The following is a 20860-nucleotide window of genomic DNA, read 5'->3' as shown; positions in this document are numbered from 1 at the left end:
CTTATGCAGCAGGGTTTCAACGCATATATCAACGAGCATGCCGTCGTCGAACCGACCGGGGAGGGACCGCTCTCCGGCATGGATTTCGCGGTCAAGGACGTGTTTGCGCTCGCCGGTCATGCGAGCTCGGCAGGAAATCCGGACTGGCTGCGCACCCACGGACCGGCGGAGGCGCATGCCGAAGCCGTCGCTCGGCTTCTGGCAAGCGGCGGAAGGCTCAAGGGAACGACGATTACCGACGAGCTCATGTTCAGCCTGAACGGGGAAAACATCCATTACGGCACGCCGGTCAATCCGAAGGCGCCCGGCTCGATTCCGGGCGGCTCTTCCAGCGGCTCGGCTGTCGCGGCGGCTGCCGGCCTCGCGGATTTCGCGCTTGGCACCGACACCGGCGGTTCGATCCGCATTCCTTCTTCTTACTGCGGCCTGTACGGCATCCGGCCGACGCACGGACTCGTTTCGCTGGACGGCGTCATTCCGCTCGCCGCCAGTTTCGACACCGTCGGCTGGATGGCGCGCGACGCCGCGACGATGCAGCGAGTAGGCGAGGTACTGATCGGCGGCGCGGGCGAGTCGGCGGGCGGCGCATTCAAGCGGCTGGTCTTCGCGACCGACGCCTGGGACGTGGCCGAGGCGGATTGCCGCCGGGCGCTGGCCGATACGGCAGCCGCGCTGGAAGGCGCGCTAGACGTCCGCAAGCTTGCCATAGCTCCGCAGGGATTAGAGGCTTGGTTCGCGACGTTCCGGACGATGCAGGGCTACGAAATCTGGTCCGCCCACGGCGCGTGGATTGCGGAGCGCCGGCCGAAATTCGGGCCGGGCATCGCGGAACGATTCGCCTGGTCGGCCACGCTTACCCGGGACGATTACGAGCGGGCGCTTCCCATGCGGCAGCGCATCCGCGAATCGCTGGCGGAGCTGCTCGGCGACGACAGCCTGCTCGTCATTCCGACGGCGCCGTGCTCCGCGCCGCGGATCGGCCTGACGGGCGCGCAGGTCGAGCGAACCCGCATGCGGGCGATGCAGCTTTCGTGCATCGCGGGCCTTGGCGGCCTGCCGCAGGCAACGATACCGCTGCAGGGCGAGGACGGCCGGCCGGTCGGCCTGTCGTTCATCGCCGGACCGCGACAGGACGCGAAGCTGCTGCGCTGGATTCGAGACACGGCGTCGCGCGCGCTGCCGCCGCAATCCGTCGTCTGAGCTTGATGCGATCGTGCGCCAAGTATACGGCGCGCAAGATAAGCCTTTGATAGAACTACAACGTCCGACGTCCAAGATATGAACGTCCAAAATCCAACGCAAAGGAACATGCCTATGTTTATGCGATATGAAGGAGCGGCCTGGGAAGAGCGTTTCCTGCCGCGGCTGACGAGCAAGCAGGTGAAGGAGCTGCCGAAGGAGGATGCGCTCGTCGTACTGCCGATCGGCGCGATCGAGCAGCACGGGCCGCATTTGCCGGTCATGACCGACGCGCTGATCGGGGAGGCGACGTTGACGCAGGCGCTGGCGAAGCTGCCGTCCGAAGCGAACATATGGCTGCTGCCTCCGATTTCTTACGGCAAAAGCAACGAGCACCTCGGACTCCCGGGTACGATCTCGCTTTCCGCGGCGACGCTTCAGGGCATCGTCATGGATATCGCGGAGAGCTTGAAGCTGAGCGGCTTCGGCAAGCTGCTGCTGTTCAACACGCACGGAGGCAACGTCGATCTGCTGAACGTCGTTTCCAGGGAAATCAGAATCCGGCACGGGATGACCGTGTTCTACCTGGCGCCGTCCAGCCTCGGCGGAGCCGAGGATCTGATCGAGCCGGAGGAGCTGGAATACGGCATTCACGGCGGCGATTACGAGACGTCGATCGTCAAAGCGATCAAGCCGGGCTGGGTGCAGGACGATTTTCTTGTCAGGGAGATGCCGAACGTCGGGGACAAACGGTTTCTGACGCTCGAAGGGCGAATCCGGTTCGCCTGGCGGATGGCGGATATTTCGGCGAGCGGCATATGCGGTGACGCCACGAAGGCGACGGCGGCCAAGGGCGAAATCATTCAGGAGCGAGTAACCGATACGCTGGCCGAGGCGCTCGTCGAGCTGTGCGCGTTCGACGTCGCCGACGTCAGGCGCGGCGCGGAGGAGAAGGCGAAGAAGGAGTTGAAGTCATGAGGCTGGCGACGATCGTGTCCGGCGGCCGAGAGGAGGCGGCGATCGTAACCGGGGCGGGACTCGTTCCGCTCCGGCTCGTCAACGAAGCGGCGGGTACCGGCTGGAGCGAGGAGCTGCTCGGGCTGTTGAGTCGCGGCGAACTGGACGCGCTGGAAAGCTGGAGCCGCGGCGAAGGCGCGCCGCTGCTGCGCCGGCTCGAGGCGATTCCCGCCTCGGAAGCCGTATATGCGCCGCCGTATCGCCATCCTCGCAAAATTTGGGGAATCGGCGCTAATTACCGGGCGAAGGCAGCGGACATGAAGGTGACGCCGCCGGACGCCGAGCCGATCTGCTTCCTGAAGCCGGATACGAGCCTGATCGGTCCCGGCGACGCCATCGTCGTTCCGGCCGGGAGCGGACGGGTGACCGCGGAGGCGGAGCTCGGCATCGTGATCGGGCGGACCTGCAAGAACGTGCCGGAAGCGGAGGCGGAGCGTTTCGTCGCGGGCTTCGTGGCGACGCTCGACATGACGGATCAGGACATTCATGCGCGCAATCCGCGTTTTCTCGGCCGCTCCAAAAGCTTCGATACCTTCTTCAGCTTCGGACCGGAGCTGGTCACGCTGCAGGACGTTCGGGATTCGGAGTCGCTTCGGGTGGAAACCGTCTTGAACGGACAGGTCGTCCACGGCGCCTTCGTTGCGGATATGATTTACCCGCTGCGGCAGGTCGTCGCGTATTTCTCCCGCATGGCAACGCTGCTTCCGGGCGACGTCATTATGACGGGAACGCCGGGTTCGGTCGAAATCCGCGAAGGCGACTTGGCGGAATGCCGAATCGGCGGCTTCGCCGGTCTCGCCAATCCGGTCGTGCGGGAGCCGGAGGACGCGCTTCTAGCCGCGTTATCATAACGATTGAACATAGAGGAAAGCAGGTGGCGGATATGTCTCTCGCATGGAGGATCAAAGCGGAAACGGACCTGGGCGATATCGCGGTCTACACGGACGAGTCGACGGTCGAGAAGCTGTCGAAAGATTTCTATTGGTATTCCCCGGTGCTTGAAGTCAGGCTGAGGGAGAAAAAGGCTGATGCGGTCTTTGCGCCGCAGAACGAGGGCGAGGTGGAGGCGGCGCTCGCGTTCGCGTTCCGCCACCGGATTCCCGTCACGGTTCGCGGTGCGGGAACGGGCAACTACGGCCAAGCGGTTCCGCTGGAGGGCGGCATCGTGCTGGACGTGAGCGGGCTGGACGCCATCGCGGAAATCGGCGACGGCTTCGCGCGCGTCCAATGCGGCGTCAAGCTCGGCGCGCTGGAGAAGAAGGCGCGGGAAGCGGGGCAGGAACTGCGCATCTACCCGAGCACGTTCGCAAAGGCGACCGTCGGCGGATTCGTGAGCGGCGGCTCCGGCGGCGTGGGTTCGATTGCGTGGGGCAATCTGTGGGACGGCAACGTGCTGTCCGCCGTCGTGTACACGATGGAGGAGCGGCCGCGCCGCCTCGAGATCGAAGGGCGGGAGCTGTACGACTATATCCACAATTACGGCACGACCGGCATTATGACGGAGGTCGTCATTCCGCTCGCGAAGAAGACCGACTGGACGCAGGTCGTCGCCGAGTTCGACGATTTCGAGGACGCACTCCTCTTCGGCGAAGCGCTGGCGCGCGACGGCGGCATTCCGAAACGGCTCGTGACGCCGATCGAATGGCCCTTGCCGTCCTTCTTCAAGCCGCTCGAGAAGGTCCTTACCCCCGGCAAATCGGTCGTGTTCGCCGAGACGGCGGACGGTACGCTGCCGCGTCTCGCCGTCCTCGCAGCCTCTCATCGCGGCGGTATCGGCCATGTCATACCGCCGGAGAAATACCGCAAGACGATCGGCCTGTCCGATTTTACGTGGAACCATACGACGCTGTGGGCGCTTAAAGCAGACCCGGCCTATACGTATTTGCAGGCGGGCTTCGACCCGGACCGCTACCTGGAGCAGCTGCGCGAGCTGAAAAGCTTGTTCGGCGACGAGCTGCTGATGCATTTCGAATGGGTGCTCGCCGGCGGACGGCTGCTTCCGAACGCGCTGCCTGTCGTGCGGTTCGCGTCGGAGGAGCGTCTCTACCATATCATCGCGACCTGCCGGAGCATCGGCGTCGAAATTTACGACCCGCACACATGGATGCTCGACAATGGCGGCCGCGGCGCGGTGACCGGGATGCAGCTTCGCAAAAAGCTGAATGATCCGCTCGGCCTGCTCAATCCGGGCAAGATCGGATAAAACGGACGACGGCTAAGCCGCCTGTAGCGGCGCTGCAAGAGCGGGCGAGAAAGGAAGAGGACAATATGGGAACGCTGCTCGTCAAAAACGCCAAATCGATCGTCACCATGGACGGCGAACGCCGCGTCATCGAAGGCGGCAGCCTGTACGCGGACGGTCAGGAGATCGTCGCGATCGGGACCGACATTCCTTACGCGGAGGCCGACACGGTCGTCGACGCGACAGGCATGATCGTCTATCCGGGACTGATCAACACACACCACCATCTGTTTCAGACGCTGACCCGCAACATTCCGCTCGCCCAGGACTGCGAGCTGTTCGAATGGCTTGGCACGCTGTTCGATATCTGGCGGCATTTGCGGCCCGAGGATATTTACAACGGCGCGGTCGTCGGTCTCGGCGAGCTGCTGAAGACCGGCTGCACGACGGCCTCCGACCATTTCTACTGTTTCCCGAAAGGAATATCCGGCGAGCTGATGGACGAGGAGATTCGCGCGGCCGCGGAGCTTGGCATCCGCTTCTATCCGACGCGCGGTTCGATGAGCCTCGGCCGCTCGGAGGGCGGGCTTCCGCCGGACGCCGTCTGCCAGACCGACAACGAAATCATCAAGGACACGATCCGTGTCATCGAACGGTACCACGGTTCCGACCGTTTCGCGATGGTGCGCGTCGGCGTGGCGCCTTGCGCGCCTTTCAGCGTGACGTCCGATCTGCTTCGCGAATCGGCGGCGCTGGCAAGGAGCTACGGCGTCCGAATGCATACCCATCTGGCGGAAACCCTCGACGAGGAGCGGTACTGCCTGGATCGGTTCGGCGTCCGTCCGCTCGAATATATGGAGCGGCACGGCTGGGTCGGCGACGATGTCTGGTACGCGCACGGCATTCATTTCGACGACGACGAAATACGCCTGATGGGCCGCCATGGCTGCGGCGTGGCGCATTGCCCGACCAGCAACATGAAACTGTCCTCGGGCGTGTTCAAGCTGCTGCGCATGCAAGAGGCCGGCGTTCGCGTCGGTCTTGGCGTGGACGGCTCGGCATCGAATGACGGCGGAAGCATGATCGGAGAAGCGAGAATGAGCTATTTGCTGCACAAGCTTGCGCACGGTTCTTCGTCGCTGGACGCGGCCGGCGCGCTCGGGCTCGCCACGCGCGGCTCGGCGTCGGTGCTCGGCTGGAACGACGCGATCGGCTCGCTCGAGGCGGGCAAGGCGGCGGACATGTTCATGATCGACACACGCCGGCTCGAATTCGCCGGGGCGCTGTTCGACGATGCCGCGCTGCCGATCGTGACCGGCATGTCGCGGCCGGTCGACATGACGATCGTCGGCGGCAAAATCGTCGTGAAGGACGGAAGGCTGACGGGGATCGAGGAGGAGCGGGCGGCCGAGGCGGCGCAGGCTTCGGCGCTTCGGTTATTCAACGAGGCGTCGCTGCGTACGGGGATCGATTATCGGCGATCGCGGCTGCATGCACTTAAGTGAGGCGGCATCGGCGTTCGAATTCGCCGCTGCGGCTTAATGACGGCGGACCGCACGCTGACGGCGAAACCGCTCGCGCGACAGACTACTATCGGCATCGGAGAGGGGATATCGGATGGGGACGACGCTGATCCGCAACGCCGTCATCGTCACGATGAACGCGCGCGGCGAGGTGCTACGGGGCGACGTTTGGATCGAAAACAACCGAATCGTCCGAATCGGCGCGAACTTGCAGGAGAACGCCGATCGGGTCATCGAAGCCGGGGGCAAGACATTGCTGCCCGGCTTCGTCCAAACGCATATTCATTTGTGCCAGACGCTGTTTCGCGGCAGAGCCGACGATATGGAGCTGATCGACTGGCTCCGGCGGCGCATTTGGCCGATGGAAGCGGCGCATGACGAAGAGTCGGTCTATTATTCGGCGCTGCTCGGGCTCGGGGAATTGATTCGGAGCGGCACGACGACGATCCTCGACATGGAGACGGTGAATCATACGGAGGCCGCCTTCCGCGCGATCGAGGAAAGCGGCATGCGGGCCTTCTCGGGCAAAGTCATGATGGATTGCGGCGACGAGGTGCCGGAGGGGCTTCGGGAGACGACGGCGGACTCGATCCGCCGGAGCGTCGAGCTGCTGGAAGCGTGGAACGGCGCGGCCGGCGGCCGCATCCGTTACGCGTTCTGTCCGCGCTTCGTCGTCTCTTGCACGGAAGGGCTGCTGACCGAGGTTCGCGATTTGGCGGCGCATTACGGCGTGCCTGTTCACACCCACGCTTCGGAGAACCGCGGCGAGATTGCGCTCGTCGAGGCGGAGCGCGGCATGCGCAACGTCGTCTATCTCGATCGCATCGGCTTGGCGCGGCCGAATTTGATTCTGGCGCACAGCATCTGGCTCGACGACGAGGAGAAACGGATCATCCGCGAGCGAGGCGTTAAGGTGACCCATTGTCCGGGCTCGAACTTGAAGCTGGCGTCCGGCATTGCTGAAATTCCGGCGCTGCTCGAAGCCGGGGTGAAGGTCGGGCTCGGGGCGGACGGCGCGCCTTGCAACAACAACCTGGATATGTTCCAGGAGATGCGCCTGTCCGCGTACATCCAGAAGGTGAAGTACGGACCGACGGTCATGAACGCCGCTTCCGTGCTCCGGATGGCGACGATGGGCGGCGCGGAGGTGCTCGGCATGGAGAAGGAGATCGGCAGCATCGAGGTCGGCAAGCTGGCCGATCTGCAGCTGCTCGATTTGGAGGATTTTCACGTCTATCCGTCATTCGATGCCGATTGGGCGTCGCGTATCGTCTACGCGGCCACGCGCGGCGACGTCGACACGGTCATGATCGACGGCGAGATCGTCATGGAAGGCAAAGTCGTGCGGACGATCGACAAATCCCGGGTGCTCCCGGCTTCGAACGCTGCATTGCGGCGCTTGCTTGATAGGCTATAGAATCGGGCGCCGATGACGAACGGGGGAAGCTTGACAACGGTTCTTATTCCCGGACGGCCCGTCTGTTCCGGTCGTTCGCGCAGGGTTCACGATACCGAGCGAAGGGGAGATGCCCATGGAATCAGAACGGATTTCGGCTTTTGCAGACAAGGATTCCGCCGCCGCGGTGCTTGCGACCATTATCCAAGTGCGAGGGCATTCCTATCGCAAGGAGGGGGCGTCCATGCTTCTGACGGAAGACGGCAGGCGTATCGGGAGCATCAGCCCGGGCTGCCTGGAAGCGGATCTGCATGCCCGGGTCGCGGCCATTCTCGAAGCGGGCGTTCACGAAGTGGCAAACTATAATATGCGGCCCGAAGAGGACGTCGTGTGGGGCGAGGAGATCGGCTGCGGCGGCGAAATTCGTATTCTCTTGGAGCCGCTGACGGGGACGCTGCGCGGGCTTCTGCGGGAAATCGGCCGCCGAGTGCGCTGCGGCGAGCGCGTCAAGCTCGTTCGTCGCGAAGCCGGGGGCATTCTCCGTTATTGGCTTGAGCCGGCGGGGGCGCGCTCCGAAAGCGCCGCCGATTCGGCGGGAGCGGTTGCCGAACGGATGTCCCGTCATGGCGAAGAGAGCCGTGCGGAGACAGAAGGGGCAGCCGCTGTAACGGCTTCGGGGCACGGGGCAGAGGAGCTGGAGGCGGACGGCGCCTTGCCGTTCTTCGTTCCGGCTTCGGGACGCGAAGTTAAGGAACGGGAGACGGAAGGAGCCTTGCTGTTCGCGACCGTATTCGCGCCTCGCGACCGGCTCGTTATTTTCGGAGCCCGCGACGAGGCGGTTGCGGTCGGCGAGCTGGCCCGCGGCATCGGCTTCGAGACGGTCGTCGCCGACTGGCGTCCGGAGCTTTGCCGTCCGGGAAGGTTCCCGCATGCGGCGACGTTCGTCGGCGAACCGGAGCGGATCGTAGCCGAGCTGCAGATCGGCGAGCGGGATTTCGTCATGATCGGCAGCCATCATTTGCGCCGGGACCGCGAGATGGCGGCGCTCGTCATGCCGCTCAGGCCGGCCTATCTCGGCATCGTCGGCTCCGCGAGGCGGATAAAGCTCGTGCTGGACGGGATGGCGCCCGAGCCGTTCGTCAAAGCGCCGATCGGCCTCGCGATCGGCGCCGAAGGGGCGGAGGAGATCGCCGTCAGCGTCGCCGCCGAGCTGATCGGCTGGCGAAAGCGACTGCGGTCATCCGCATTTGAAAGGAGAAACGCATGACGATCGCAGGCGTTTATTTGGCGGCCGGGGCGGGCAGCCGCATGGGCGGCTGCAAACCGGCCGCGGAGTTGCTTCCCGGCGTCAGTCTCGGCGGCATGGGGCTGCTCGCGCTGCTCGCTTCCGGTCTCGATGCGGTCTACGTGGTCGTCAGGCCCGGCGATCCGTTGGGCTGGCTGCCGGAGGACGCCGTGTTGGAATCGAAGCCATACATCGTCGTCTGCGAGGAGGCCGCTCTCGGAATGGCGCATTCGCTTCGCCGCGGCATCGCTTGCGCCGCCGCTGCCGGACACGAGGCGGCCATCGTCGCGCTGGCCGATCAACCGTTCGTGACGCCGGCGCTTCTGCGCGGGCTGACGAACGGCTGGCGAAGCGAGCCAGGGCTTGATTACATCGCTTGCGGGTTGGAGGAATCGACGATGCCTCCCGTTCTACTGGCGCGAAGCCTGTTCGGGAGCGTCAACGGATTATCGGGCGACCAAGGCGCGAAGCGGCTGCTGGCGGAGCCGGGGGTCACAGGTGGAATTATGCCGATTCGGGAGCCGACGCTCGTATTCGACGTGGATACGCCGGACGAATTGGAGGCTGCGAAGGGCATCGCCTGGTCGTATGCGCGAATTCGTAATATACAGGAAGTCGCAATCTACCGTGAAATATCGAAATAGACGTAAGATCCAGAAATAAATGATCGATTGCGCGTTATGCGTTAGGAAATATAACATAAATTTAAAAACGTTGTGCATGGAGCACAACGTTTTTTGTTTTCCACTAGTTAATCGCCCAACTTTATGTCAGGTTAGTTTACTTATAAATAACGCGTGCGTATAGTTGAACTAGATCACTTCACTTTGTTGTAATCTTCGACTGATTCGATGTCCGAAGTCATTCGCGGAAGGAGCTGCTGGCGATGAGCATGAACGGCGAACGAGAAGCGGGCTATCCGGCCGTATGGCGTCCGAAAGACGCGCAGGAGGCTGTTCGCCTGAAGAAGCAGTTCGGGCGGGAAGCCGATTACGTAGCCGGAGGAACGCTGCTGCGCACGCAATGGGAGGCCGGACTGAAGCAGATGCCGGCGCACTTGATCGACTTGAGCGGCATTGTGACCCTATCGGGCTTCGTTCTCTCCGAAGATTGCATGTCCATCGGTTCGTTTACGATGCTTGCGGCAATCAGGCGAAGCGCGGAGCTGACGGCGGGTTTTCCGCTTATCGCGCTGGCGGCGCGCGGTATAGCCGCCCCTTCCATCCGCAATGCGGCGACCATCGGCGGGAACGTCATCTCGGTCGTCGGCGACGCGCTTCCAGCTCTGCTCGCGTACGAGGCGGAGCTGGATTGGGAAGAAGGCGGGACGAAAAGAAGCGAGACGCTCGCCGGCTGGCTGGCACGGGCGGATACCGGAACGTACGATTCCGCCCTGCTGCTCCGCATCCGGCTTCCGTTGCGACAGGAAGGCAAGGCTGCGCCGAGCGAACCGCCGGTTTCCCGCAGCTTCGCGTTCTATGACAAAATCGGCCGCCGCGAAGCATTCACGCCGTCCGTCGTAACGTCTGCGCTTATCGGCGGCATCGGCGCAGACGGCCGTCTGCGCAATCTGCGCCTCGCGGCCGGCGGCGGCCGAACGGTTCCGAAGCGGCTGACGCTCGCGGAGACGGAGCTCGAAGGAGCGGCGGCGGACGATCGCGCCGTCGCCCGTCTGTATAATCTCGTGATGGAGGAATACCGACCGGAGCCCGACTCGTTCGCTTCGGCGGAGTACCGGAGGCGAACGGCCGCGAACGTTCTTTCGGCGCAGCTCTGGCAGGCCGTTCGCGGCTTCGAAGGTTAAGGAAGGGGGAACGCCAATGCGGTTGAATCGGCAAAACAGCGGGACCAGGTGGCGTGTCAGGCCCGACGGCCCGGAGAAAGTAAGCGGCGCGCTGACGTACTTGACCGACATGACCGCGCCCGGCATGCTGTACGGCACGGTGCTCCGAAGTCCGCATCCCCATGCGGCGATCCGGACGATCCGCAAGGATGCCGCTCTGCGGGCGGATGGCGTCGCTGCGGTGCTGACCTGCCATGACGTGCCGGGGCTGAACCGCTTCGGTATCGCCCGCCAGGATCAGCCGGTGTTCTGCGAGGAGCGCGTTCGGTACGTCGGAGACGCGGTGGCGGCCGTGGCGGCGGAGACGCGGGAGCTGGCGGAGCTGGCGCTCGCGCTGATCGAGGTGGAGTACGAGCTGCTGCCGGTGCTGGATGATCCCGAGCGGTCGCTTGCGCCGGAAGCGCCGGCACTGCATCCGGAAGGCAACGTGCTGCACGAAGCCGCGTTCGCGGATGGCGACATCGAAGCGGCTTTTGCCGGCTGCGCGCATATTGTCGAGGAGACGTACAGGACCCCGCGCCAAATGCATGCCTACATGGAAACGGAAGGCGGCCTGTTCGTGCCGGAGCCGGACGGGCGGCTGACGGTCTACGCGCCGACGCAGCACGGCTTGATGGACCGGCTGCAGCTCTCGCGAATTCTGGCGCTTCCGGAGGAGCGAATCCGGGTCGTGTCTAGCCCGATCGGCGGCTCGTTCGGCGGCAAGGACGAACTGAACGTCCAGCCTTACGGCGCGCTCCTCGCGCTCGCAACGGGCCGTCCGGTGAAAATCCACAATTCCCGCCGGGAATCCGTCCGATCCGGACTAAAGCGCCATCCGATGGTCCTCCGCATGAAAACTGGCATCGGCCAAGACGGACGAATCGCCGCCCATCAAGTCCGAATCACCGCCGATACGGGACCGTACGCGACGCTCGGGGCTGAGGTGCTGAACTTCGCGACCGAGCACGTGATCGGCACGTATGCTTTCGGCGCGGTCGACGTGGCGAGCCGGTCGGTCTTCACGAACAACGGCATGTCCGGCGAGTTTCGCGGCTTCGGCGGCAATCAGGCGATTTTCGCCCTCGAAGGGCAGATGGACCGACTCGCGGAAGCGGCAGGCCTCGACCCGTGGACGTTCCGCGAGCTGAATTTGAAGCCGGCGGCCGACGGAACGGGGCCGTTCGGACAGCCGATCGCGAAGACAGACGGCGCGGAGCGGGTATGGGCGGCTTTGCGGGACAGCAGGCTGTGGCGGGAGCGTGCCGCCGGCGCTGCCGGCGTCGGCAATGATGCCGGTCAGCCTCCGAACTCCCTGAAGCCTTGGCTGCTTACAGGCATCGGCGCGGCGATGGTCATGCACGGCGCCGGTCTCGGCTTCGGCATACCGGATCCGTCCGGCGGACGGCTGACGTTTCGCAAGGATGGCCGAATCGAAGCCGCCTTCGGCTTCGAGGAATGCGGACAGGGGCTGATCGCGACGCTGGAGCAAATGATGGTCGAACGTCTCGGACTTGCGGGAAGCGACGTGCGCATCGTCATCGGGGATACCGACGCCGTGCCGAACAGCGGCTCCAGCACGGCGTCGCGCGCCACGACGATGATGTGGAAGTCGCTCGAACTGCTTCGCGAGCCGTTCGCCGACCTGGTGCTGGCCGCGGCCGGGCAAGCGGCCGGCGCCGGACCGGAGCTGCTTCGGCTCGGAGAAGGAGGCGTGCGATGGCGGTCGACGGGGGACATGGCCGTCGCTTATGCCGATTTGGCTGCGACGCTTGCGGAGCCGATCGTTTGCGAAGCGGCCGTCCATTACCCGACTTCCGGCACGGAAAGGGTCGGCGCCCATTATTTGTACAGCCATGCGGCCGTTGCGGTCAAGGTGGAGATCAACCGGCTGACGGGAAGGGTCCGCGTGCTCGATCAGTATCACGTTGTTGCGGCGGGGCCGGTCATGAATCCCCAGGGCTATCTTGGCCAGATCGAAGGCGGCAGCTCGATGGCGCTTGGCTATGCGCTGCTGGAGGAAGCGGTTATGGAGGGCGGGCAGTACGTGACGAAGAATCTCGACACCTATCTCGTGCCGACGATCGCCGACCAATCCGGCGCCGTCGAGGTGCTGCCGATCGAGGATTTGCCCGAAGGAGACGAACACGGGCCGAGAGGCATTGGCGAGATCGGCTCGATCGGACTCGCGCCGGCGATCGCGTCGGCGGTCAAGCACGCCGCCGGCCGCTGGATCAATCGCCTGCCGATCGATCCGGCACTGCTGCAGGAGGCGTTTCCCATTCGGCGCTTGGAGGCGATGAACGATGAAGGATGAAGCATTGCCGTTGCGGAAGTTTGCGGCCGTTTCCGATTGGACGGCCGAGGTGAACGGCCTCCCGGTACGGCTGGCGATCGCGCCGGCCAGGCGGCTGCTCGACGTGATTCGCGACGATCTGGAGCTGACCGGGACGAAACGGTCCTGCGAAATCGGCCGCTGCGGCGCCTGCATGGTGCTGATCGACGGCCGTCCGGCCAATGCCTGCCTGACGATGGCGTATCAGTGCGAGGGTAGGCCGATCCGAACGATCGAGGGCATCGCGGACGGCGCCATGCACCCTGTCCAGCGCGCTTTTCTGGAGGAGGGCGGTTACCAGTGCGGGTACTGCACGCCCGGGATGGTCGTGTCCGCAACGGCGCTGCTCGACGCGAATCCGGACCCTTCTCCGGAAGAGGTGGAGGAGGCGTTATCGGGCAATTTATGCCGGTGTACCGGCTACGGGGGCATCATTCGCGCGGTGCGGCGGGCGGTCGAACTGAGGAGGGAAGGTAACTGAAGAGGGAAGGCGGATGAGCGACTCCGAGTACGAGGGGATATCTGCGCAGGCACGTCGCGATCGCGAAGCGGGCGACTCTGTCGGCCGGCACGTCCCTCCGTTGTCCGCTGGCGGGACTGGGCGGTGCCGAGCTCCGGGAGCAGGACATCTTCCAGATCGAGGAAACTACGTGCGGCAATCATTTCGATGTGCGAGGAGAACTGGACATGAGCAATTTCATTGGCGGAAGAGTGACGATCGAGCAAATCAACGGCATGAACGAAGCGCGCTTCACGGAACTGCTCGGAGCGGTCTTCGAGCATTCGCCCTGGGTTGCGGAACGGTCGTGGAACGAAGGGCCGTTCCGCGATTCGGGTCATCTGCACGAGACGATGATGCGGCAAGTAGAGGAGGCCGCGCCGGACGAGGTGTTGTCGCTGCTGCGCGCGCATCCCGATCTTGCGACCCGGCTCAAAGTTACGGCGCTGTCGGCCGCAGAGCAGCAGGGGGCCGGTCTGGACGCGCTGACGCAGGAGGAATACGACTATTTTGCCGAGATGAACCAGGCTTACAAAGAAAAATTCGGCTTTCCGTTCATTCTCGCGGTCGCGGGTCGGACGAAAGCGGACATCGCCGAGGCGATGGGCCTCAGAGTCGAAAGCTCCCGCGAAGCCGAAAGGAAGCGGGCGCTGGCCGAAATATCCCGCATTGCCGAACATCGTATTTGCCGCATCGTCGGCTGAGTTGACAGAGAGAAAGGACGGGATTGCCATGCTGAAACTATCGTGCGGACGCACGCTTTATTATGGAAAAGGCGATGTTCTCGTATACCGAACCTATGCCGGGCCGCTCGAAACGCCGCCGATTCCGGAATCGACGTTCTCCGAATCGCGCAACGTCATTTTCGCCCATAACGTCAAATTCGCCGTCAGCGGCGAATCGCTGCTGACCTCGTTTACCGAAGGGGACAACCGGCAGATCGTCGCCACGGATTCGATGAAAAATTTCATTTTGCGCCATGCGGCATCGTTCGACGGGAGCACGACGGAGGGGCTGCTCGCCTTCCTGGCCGAACGGTTTCTGGCGGCTTATCCGCATATCGACCGCGTGGAGCTGAGCGCGGACCGGATTCCGTTCGAGTCGCTCGTCGTCCCGGGACCGGGCGGGTACATGAACAACGATCTCGTGTACCGGCGTTCCCACAACGATCACGCGAGCGCCGGCATGGAAATCGTGCGCGGACCTTCATTCGGCGCGGAGATCGCCTCGCATTGGTGCGGATTGTCGGAACTGCAGCTGATCAAGATAAGCGGCAGCTCGTTCGCCGGCTTCATACGCGACGAATATACGACGCTGCCGGAAGCGCATGACCGGCCGCTGTTTATTTTCCTCGATCTGCTGTGGCGCTACGAAGATCCGGAGGACGCCTTGCGGCCGGAGAGGGGGCGTTACGTCCCGGCCGAGCAGGTGCGCGACATCGCGCATAACGTGTTCTACGAATTCGCGACGCCGTCCATCCAGTATCTGATCTGGCTGATCGGCCAGCGGCTGCTCACCCGGTTCCCGCAACTTGCCGAGGTGCGGTTCGAATCGAACAACCGGACATGGGAAACGATCGTGGAGCCGAAGGGCGGCGATGCGCCCGGGGTGTTCACGGAGCCGCGCCCGCCGTTCGGCTTCCAGGGCTTCTCGATGACGAAGGACGATCTGCTGGCCGTCCGCGACGAAGCGGCGGAGGCACAGGCATGAGCGGGGGGCAGCTGACGACGCATGTGCTGGACATGTCGCGCGGACGGCCCGCCGCCGGAGTCAAGGTGCAGCTCTGGCGGCTGGACGGAACCCAGCCGGGCGTGCTGGTGACGGAGGCGGAGACGAACGCCGACGGCCGGCTCGACCGGCCGCTGCTTGCGGACGGCCTTCTGGAACGGGGCGTGTACGAGCTGTTGTTCCATATCGGCGGTTATTTCGGAGGGCTGATCGATAGCGGCGGCGGAGCCGGCGCAAGGACCGCGAATGAGGACGGTCCGGCGGGCGCGCAAACATCCGCACCGGCGCAGCTGCTGGAGCAGGTGCCGGTGCGGTTCCGGATTACCGATCCCGAGGCGCATTATCATATTCCGCTGTTGGCGGCGCCCGGGGGCTATAGCACTTATCGGGGGAGTTGAGCGACATGGGGGAACGCTACGATTTGATCATTAAGCGAGGGACGGTCGTGCTTCCGTCCGGGGCGAAGGCAGCGGATATCGCCGTCAAGGACGGGCGGATCGCGGCCATCGCGGCTGCGGGCTCGCTCGACGGCGCCTGCGAGGCGGCGGAAACGATCGATGCGGACGGCCTGCTCGTCATGGCGGGCGCCGTCGACGTTCACGTGCATTTCAACGAGCCGAAATTCGGCCATTGGGAAGGCTTCGCGACCGGCTCGGCGGCGCTTGCGGCCGGCGGCTGCACGACCTACGCGGATATGCCGCTGAACGGCAATCCGCCGACGGTCGACGCGGGCGCTCTGGCGCTGAAGGCGTCGCTCGCCGAGGGCGCGTCCGCCGTCGACTACGCCTTCTGGGGCGGGCTCGTTCCGGGCAACGCGGATCGCCTGGAGGAATTGGCGGCCGCCGGCGTCGTCGGGTTCAAGGCGTTCATGTCGAACCCGGGCGGCGAAGGCGAAGGGCGATTCCGCGAAATCGGCCGCGAGGCGCTGCGCGAAGGGATGCGCCGGATCGCCGCGTTCGGCGGCCTGCTCGCGCTGCATGCGGAGAGCGAGGCGATCACCTCGCGGCTCGCGGCGAAATTCGCGGACGAGGGCCGGACGGGGGCGCGGGACTTTGCCGCATCGCGTCCGGCCGTGGCCGAGCTGGAGGCGGTTTACATGGCGCTGGAGCTGGCGGCGGAGACATGCTGCCGTCTTCATTTCGTCCATATCAGCACGCCGGAGGCGATCGACATGATAACGGCCGCCAAGCGGCGGGGCATCGATGTCACTGCGGAGACGTGCCCGCACTATTTGACGCTGACGGAGGACGACATGGCGCTGATCGGTCCGGCCGCAAAGTGCGCGCCGCCGCTGCGCGGCGAAGACCGGCTGGAAGGATTGTGGACCCGCCTGCTGGAAGGGGCGATCGATCTGGTCGCATCCGATCACTCCCCGTGCCCGGAAGCGATGAAGACGGCGGCGGGCCTGTCGTTTATCGATGCGTGGGGCGGTATCGCCGGCGCGCAGAATACGCTGGAGCTGATGCTGGAGGAAGGATGGCGCAAACGAGGCGTGCCGCTGCAACTGCTGTCCGCGGCGCTCTCGGCCAATCCGGCGCGGCGTTTCGGCCTTTACCCGCGCAAGGGAGAAATCGCGGAGGGCTTCGACGCCGATCTGGCGATCATCGACCCGAACCGGACGTACGCGTTGGCGCGCGAGGATCTGTATCATCGGCATAAGCACAGCCCATATATCGGACGCCGATTCACGTGCAAGGTCGTTCGCACGCTGTGCCGCGGGAAGACGGTCTACGCGGAAGGGGCGGGCGTTACCTCCGGAGGAGGGGTCAGGCTGACGGTTCCGGCATCGAATGTGCCAGCGGTCGATGCGCTAGATGCGCAGGCGGCATTAGGCGCTGCGCATTTGTCCGCCGGCCTGACGCGCACGCCGGGTTCGGCTTCGCAGCAGTGCCGACCGTCTGCGCCCTCGTTGCCGGTCAACGGGGTGCAGCCGTCATGAGGCCGCTGCTGGACATGGGAGCCCTCGCGGAACTGCCCGGCCTGCTCGACGAGCTTGCCGGGTTCGGAGCCGAGGAAGGCGGCGGCGTCACCCGCCTGCTGTATACGGAGCCGTGGCGCGCCGCGCAGCTGTTCCTTGCGGAGCGGATGCAGGCTGCCGGACTCGAGACGCGCTTCGACCGGGCGGGCAATCTGTACGGACGGCTGCAAGGTTCAAGCCCCGCCGAGCCGGTCGTGCTGACCGGCTCGCATATCGATACCGTCCGTTCCGGCGGCCGGTATGACGGGGCGTACGGCGTGGCGGCCGGGCTGCTCGCGATCGCCGCGCTCAAGCGCGTCTGCGGCACGCCGGTTCGGACGCTCGAGGTCGCTTCGTTCTGCGAAGAGGAAGGAAGCCGGTTTCCGCTGGCCTACTGGGGCTCCGGCAACGCGACCGGCGTCTACGATATCGGCGGCGGCGAAGACATTGCCGACGCGAACGGGATTACGCTCGGAGACGCGATGCGCGCAGCCGGGTTCGGCCTGGTGCTGCAGCAACCGTGCCTTCGCCGGGATATCGGCGCCTTCGTCGAGCTGCATATCGAGCAAGGCGTCGCGCTTGAACGCACGGGCCGGCAAATCGGGCTAGTCGAGGCGATCGTCGGCCAGCGCCGCTATGCCGTCACGCTGGTCGGGGCGAGCAACCATGCCGGTACGACGCCGATGTCGATGAGGGCCGACGCGCTGGCAGGCGCCGCCGAGATGCTGGCGCTGCTTGAGACGCGGGCGAGGGCGGCAGGCGATCCGCTAGTCGCCACCGTCGGCCGTCTCGAGACGCTGCCCGGCACGCCGAACGTCATCCCCGGCGAGGTGCGGTTCACGCTCGATATCCGGCATGACGAGGAAGCGGAGCTGGACGTCTTCTGCCGGGAGACGCTCGCCGCCTTCGAGTCGGTCGCGAGAAGCCGGGGACTCGGCTTCGAAGCGCGCTGCTGGCTGGCGACGGAGCCGGCGCCGATGGACGCCGGGCTGACCCGCCTGCTGGAGCGCGCCTGTCTGGCGCGGAACTTCTCCGCGCGAAGGATGGTCAGCGGAGCGGGGCATGATGCCCAGTTGTTCGCGCCCGTTTGCCCGACCGCGATGCTGTTCGTGCCAAGCCGGGGCGGCGTCAGCCATTCCCCGGGCGAATATTCAACCCCCGCGCAACTGATGGCAGGCGCCGCCGTTCTGGCGGACTGCCTGTACGAATTAGGCTATGAACAGGAGGGACGGCAATGAACGCATTAAACGGCCTTGCGCCTTTCAACCGATCCGCTTATGCGGAGTTGTCTCCTTCCCCGCGCATCATAATGACCCCAGGTCCCGTCGAAGCCGAACCGCGCGTGCTGCGCGCGCTCTCGTACCCGATCCTCGGCCAGTTCGATCCCGAGTTCACGCTGCTGATGAACGAGACGATGGAGCTTCTGCGCTGTCTATTCCGAACCGGCAACGAATGGGCTTATCCCGTTGACGGCACGTCCCGTTCCGGCATCGAGGCGGTGCTGAACAGTTTGATCGAGCCGGGAGACCGCGTGCTTATTCCGATCTACGGCCGGTTCGGCCATCTCCTGCATGAAATCGCCCAACGCTGCGGCGCTGAAGTCATCGTCATGGAACGGGAATGGGGGAGCGTCTTCGACCCCGGCGAGATTGCGGCCGCCGTCAAGCGCGAGCGTCCGAATCTTGTAGCGATCGTGCACGGAGAGACGTCGACCGGACGCATGCAGCCGCTGGAGGGCATCGGCGCCGCATGCCGCGAGGTCGGTGCGCTGCTCGTCGTCGACGCGGTGGCGACGATCGGCGGCGTGCCGGTGGAGACGGACGCGTGGCAGCTGGACGCCGTCATCGGCGGCACGCAGAAATGCCTGTCGATTCCGTCCGGCATGGCGCCCGTCACGTACAACGCCCGGGCCGAGCGCAAGCTGCTGGCGCGCAAACGGATCGAGCGCGGCCTTCGCGCCGGCTCGGAAGACCCGCCGACTTCGCGGCCCGTGCAAAGCAACTACCTCGACTTAAGCCAGCTTCAGGATTACTGGAGCCCGGCGAGACTGAACCATCACACCGAAATGACCTCGATGCTTTATGCGCTTCGCGAAGGCGTGCGGATCGCGCTTTCCGAAGGGCTGGATGAGCGCTTCGCCCGTCATCGGCTGCACGAACGGGCGCTGACGGCAGGCCTGGGGGCCATGGGGCTTGCGCTGTATGGCGATCCCGGCTGCAAGCTGCCCGTCGTCACTTGCGTGAACGTGCCGGAAGGCATCGACGGCGAACGGGTCCGCGAGCGGCTGCTGCGCGTCTTCGGCGTCGAAATCGCCAGCTCGTTCGGACCGCTGAAAGGGAAAATATGGCGGATCGGCACAATGGGCTACAGCTCCCGGCAGACGAACGTTCTGCATCTGCTCGGCGCGCTGGAAGCGTCGCTGCTGCGCGAGGGCTATCGCCTGCCGGCAGGCGAAGCCGTGCAAGCGGCGCTTGCTGTTTACGATCCGGCTTGAACGCGAATCGCCAAGGGGAGGTACGGGAATGACGGAGAAATTGATCTATAACGGGACGGTGCTGCCGATGGACGAAGCGGGCAGCGTGCTGAAGCCCGGCTACGTGTATGTATCGGGGGACGAAATCAAGGAGGTCGGTCTGTGGCGCCCGGGCGACGAACGGCTCGAAGCGCTTCGCGAGACGTGTCCATACGTCTTCGACGCGGAAGGCAAGGTCGTTATTCCGGGTCTCGTCAATGCCCATACGCATCTGTTTCAGACCTATATGCGCGGCGTGTCCGACCATCTGCCGCTCGCGGACTGGCTGCGCGAAATCATCTGGCCGCTCAGTCTCGCCATGGAGCCGGAGGATTTCTATTTGGCTGGTCTCATCGGCTGCATCGAGAACCTGAAGTCCGGCGCTACCTATCTGATGGATCACCATTACATCCATACGTCCCCGGACAATACGTCCGGCGTGCTGCGCGCGTTCGTCGATTCCGGCATCCGCGGGCATCTCGCCCGAGGCGGAGCCGACCTCTCCGGCGAGCATCGTCTGCGCGAAACGGCGGAGCGCGTGTTCGCCGCGACGGACGATCTGCTGGACGATTGGGAAGGCGCGGCTTCGGGGCGGGTGAGCATCGCGCTCGGTCCGCTTAACTTGTACGGCTGCTCGCGCGAATTTCTCGAACGAGCGGCCCGTTACGCCGAAGAGCGAAGCCTGATCTCCCATGTGCATGTCGCGGAGACGAGCGGTCAGATCGTCAACACGATGGAACGGTTCGGGCTGCGCAATCTCGAGCTGCTGAGCGAGGTCGGTTTGCTCGGCGAGCGCACGCAGGTCGTACACGGCATATGGCTGGACGACGGCGAGCTGGAGACGATCCGCGACCGGAAGGCTTCGGTGGTGCATTGCCCGATATCGAACATGTATCTCGCCTCGGGCGTCGCGCGCGTGCCGGAAATGCGGCGCATGGGCATCAACGTGGCGCTCGGCACGGACGGGCCCGGCAGCAACAACTGCCAGGACAATCTCGAGGTATTGAAATTCACCGCCTGCCTGCACAAGGTCGACGCGATGGACGCCACGCTGCTGCCGCCGATGGACGTGCTGCGGATGGCGACGATCGGCGGCGCGAAGGCGATGGGCCGGGAAGCCGATCTCGGCAGTCTGGAGCCCGGCAAGAAGGCGGATCTTGTCGTCGTCGATCTGTTGAAGCCGCACATCAGTCCGGTTCATCGCGCTTCGTCGGCCCTCGTATATAACGCGAATGGCAACGACGTGGAGCTTGTCATGGTCGGCGGACGCATCGTCGTCGAGGACCGGCGGTGCGTCCTTGTCGATGAACGGGAGCTGCTGCGCCGCGCCCAAGCGCGCGTCGACGCGCTTCGCGCCAAGCTGGCGGCGCGTTATCCGGTGTTCGCCGCTTGCCAATAAATAATATTTCCCCCGAAGGACGGTGT

The 20860-nt window shown here is 64.7% G+C and carries 18 protein-coding genes; all 18 read left to right on the top strand.

Annotation, left to right across the window (positions count from 1 at the left end; translation table 11 throughout):
• Positions 1 to 3 precede the first annotated feature (3 nt).
• Positions 4 to 1200: an amidase gene (locus GZH47_RS00585; protein ID WP_162638044.1), complete on the top strand. Its 1197-nt coding sequence runs from the start codon at positions 4 to 6 to the stop codon at positions 1198 to 1200.
• Between the two features lie 114 nt (positions 1201 to 1314).
• On the top strand, positions 1315 to 2157 hold the full coding sequence (locus tag GZH47_RS00580) for a creatininase family protein (protein WP_162638043.1): 843 nt from the start codon (positions 1315 to 1317) through the stop codon (positions 2155 to 2157).
• Positions 2154 to 3047: a fumarylacetoacetate hydrolase family protein gene (locus tag GZH47_RS00575; RefSeq protein ID WP_162638042.1), complete on the top strand. Its 894-nt coding sequence runs from the start codon at positions 2154 to 2156 to the stop codon at positions 3045 to 3047. The genes GZH47_RS00580 and GZH47_RS00575 overlap by 4 nt, the downstream gene beginning before the upstream one ends.
• Positions 3048 to 3079: 32 nt before the next feature.
• A complete protein-coding gene (locus GZH47_RS00570; protein ID WP_162638041.1) occupies positions 3080 to 4399 on the top strand; it encodes an FAD-binding oxidoreductase in 1320 nt (439 codons plus the stop codon).
• A gap of 65 nt (positions 4400 to 4464) precedes the next feature.
• A complete protein-coding gene (locus tag GZH47_RS00565) occupies positions 4465 to 5883 on the top strand; it encodes an 8-oxoguanine deaminase (RefSeq protein WP_162638040.1) in 1419 nt (472 codons plus the stop codon).
• Between the two features lie 112 nt (positions 5884 to 5995).
• A complete protein-coding gene (locus tag GZH47_RS00560; protein WP_162638039.1) occupies positions 5996 to 7318 on the top strand; it encodes a 5'-deoxyadenosine deaminase in 1323 nt (440 codons plus the stop codon).
• A gap of 115 nt (positions 7319 to 7433) precedes the next feature.
• Positions 7434 to 8564: an XdhC family protein gene (locus GZH47_RS00555; protein WP_162638038.1), complete on the top strand. Its 1131-nt coding sequence runs from the start codon at positions 7434 to 7436 to the stop codon at positions 8562 to 8564.
• The gene (locus GZH47_RS00550; protein WP_162638037.1) at positions 8561 to 9226 is read left to right on the top strand and encodes a nucleotidyltransferase family protein; all 666 of its coding nucleotides are present in this window, start codon (positions 8561 to 8563) and stop codon (positions 9224 to 9226) included. The genes GZH47_RS00555 and GZH47_RS00550 overlap by 4 nt, the downstream gene beginning before the upstream one ends.
• Before the next feature lie 242 nt (positions 9227 to 9468).
• Positions 9469 to 10386 (top strand): FAD binding domain-containing protein, encoded by a 918-nt coding sequence (locus GZH47_RS00545; RefSeq protein ID WP_162638036.1) that lies wholly within the window; start codon positions 9469 to 9471, stop codon positions 10384 to 10386.
• A gap of 16 nt (positions 10387 to 10402) precedes the next feature.
• Complete coding sequence (gene pucD / locus GZH47_RS00540) at positions 10403 to 12721, top strand: xanthine dehydrogenase subunit D (RefSeq protein ID WP_162638035.1); 2319 nt, start codon at positions 10403 to 10405, stop codon at positions 12719 to 12721.
• A complete protein-coding gene (locus tag GZH47_RS00535; RefSeq protein ID WP_162638034.1) occupies positions 12711 to 13220 on the top strand; it encodes a (2Fe-2S)-binding protein in 510 nt (169 codons plus the stop codon). The genes pucD and GZH47_RS00535 overlap by 11 nt, the downstream gene beginning before the upstream one ends.
• Before the next feature lie 206 nt (positions 13221 to 13426).
• Positions 13427 to 13942, top strand: coding sequence for a 2-oxo-4-hydroxy-4-carboxy-5-ureidoimidazoline decarboxylase (uraD, locus tag GZH47_RS00530; RefSeq protein ID WP_162638033.1), 516 nt, complete (start codon positions 13427 to 13429; stop codon positions 13940 to 13942).
• Between the two features lie 28 nt (positions 13943 to 13970).
• Positions 13971 to 14948, top strand: coding sequence for a factor-independent urate hydroxylase (gene pucL / locus GZH47_RS00525; protein ID WP_162638032.1), 978 nt, complete (start codon positions 13971 to 13973; stop codon positions 14946 to 14948).
• Positions 14945 to 15364 (top strand): hydroxyisourate hydrolase, encoded by a 420-nt coding sequence (locus GZH47_RS00520; RefSeq protein WP_162638031.1) that lies wholly within the window; start codon positions 14945 to 14947, stop codon positions 15362 to 15364. Before pucL ends, GZH47_RS00520 begins: the two co-directional genes overlap by 4 nt.
• A gap of 5 nt (positions 15365 to 15369) precedes the next feature.
• Complete coding sequence (gene allB / locus GZH47_RS00515; protein WP_162638030.1) at positions 15370 to 16905, top strand: allantoinase AllB; 1536 nt, start codon at positions 15370 to 15372, stop codon at positions 16903 to 16905.
• Complete coding sequence (locus GZH47_RS00510; protein ID WP_162638029.1) at positions 16902 to 18161, top strand: Zn-dependent hydrolase; 1260 nt, start codon at positions 16902 to 16904, stop codon at positions 18159 to 18161. Before allB ends, GZH47_RS00510 begins: the two co-directional genes overlap by 4 nt.
• Positions 18158 to 19417, top strand: a complete 1260-nt coding sequence (locus GZH47_RS00505; protein WP_162638028.1) for a pyridoxal-phosphate-dependent aminotransferase family protein — start codon at positions 18158 to 18160, stop codon at positions 19415 to 19417. Before GZH47_RS00510 ends, GZH47_RS00505 begins: the two co-directional genes overlap by 4 nt.
• A 28-nt stretch (positions 19418 to 19445) precedes the next feature.
• Positions 19446 to 20834 carry an amidohydrolase family protein gene (locus GZH47_RS00500; protein ID WP_162638027.1) on the top strand — a complete coding sequence of 463 codons (1389 nt, stop codon included), beginning with the start codon at positions 19446 to 19448 and terminating at the stop codon, positions 20832 to 20834.
• The last annotated feature ends 26 nt before the right edge of the window (positions 20835 to 20860 follow it).

Origin of the sequence: Paenibacillus rhizovicinus (assembly GCF_010365285.1) — a bacterium.
GTDB classification, from domain to species: Bacteria; Bacillota; Bacilli; order Paenibacillales; family Paenibacillaceae; genus Paenibacillus_Z; species Paenibacillus_Z rhizovicinus.
Note: the sequence above shows the minus strand (reverse complement) of the source record. Positions and strands in the feature narration are given on the sequence as shown.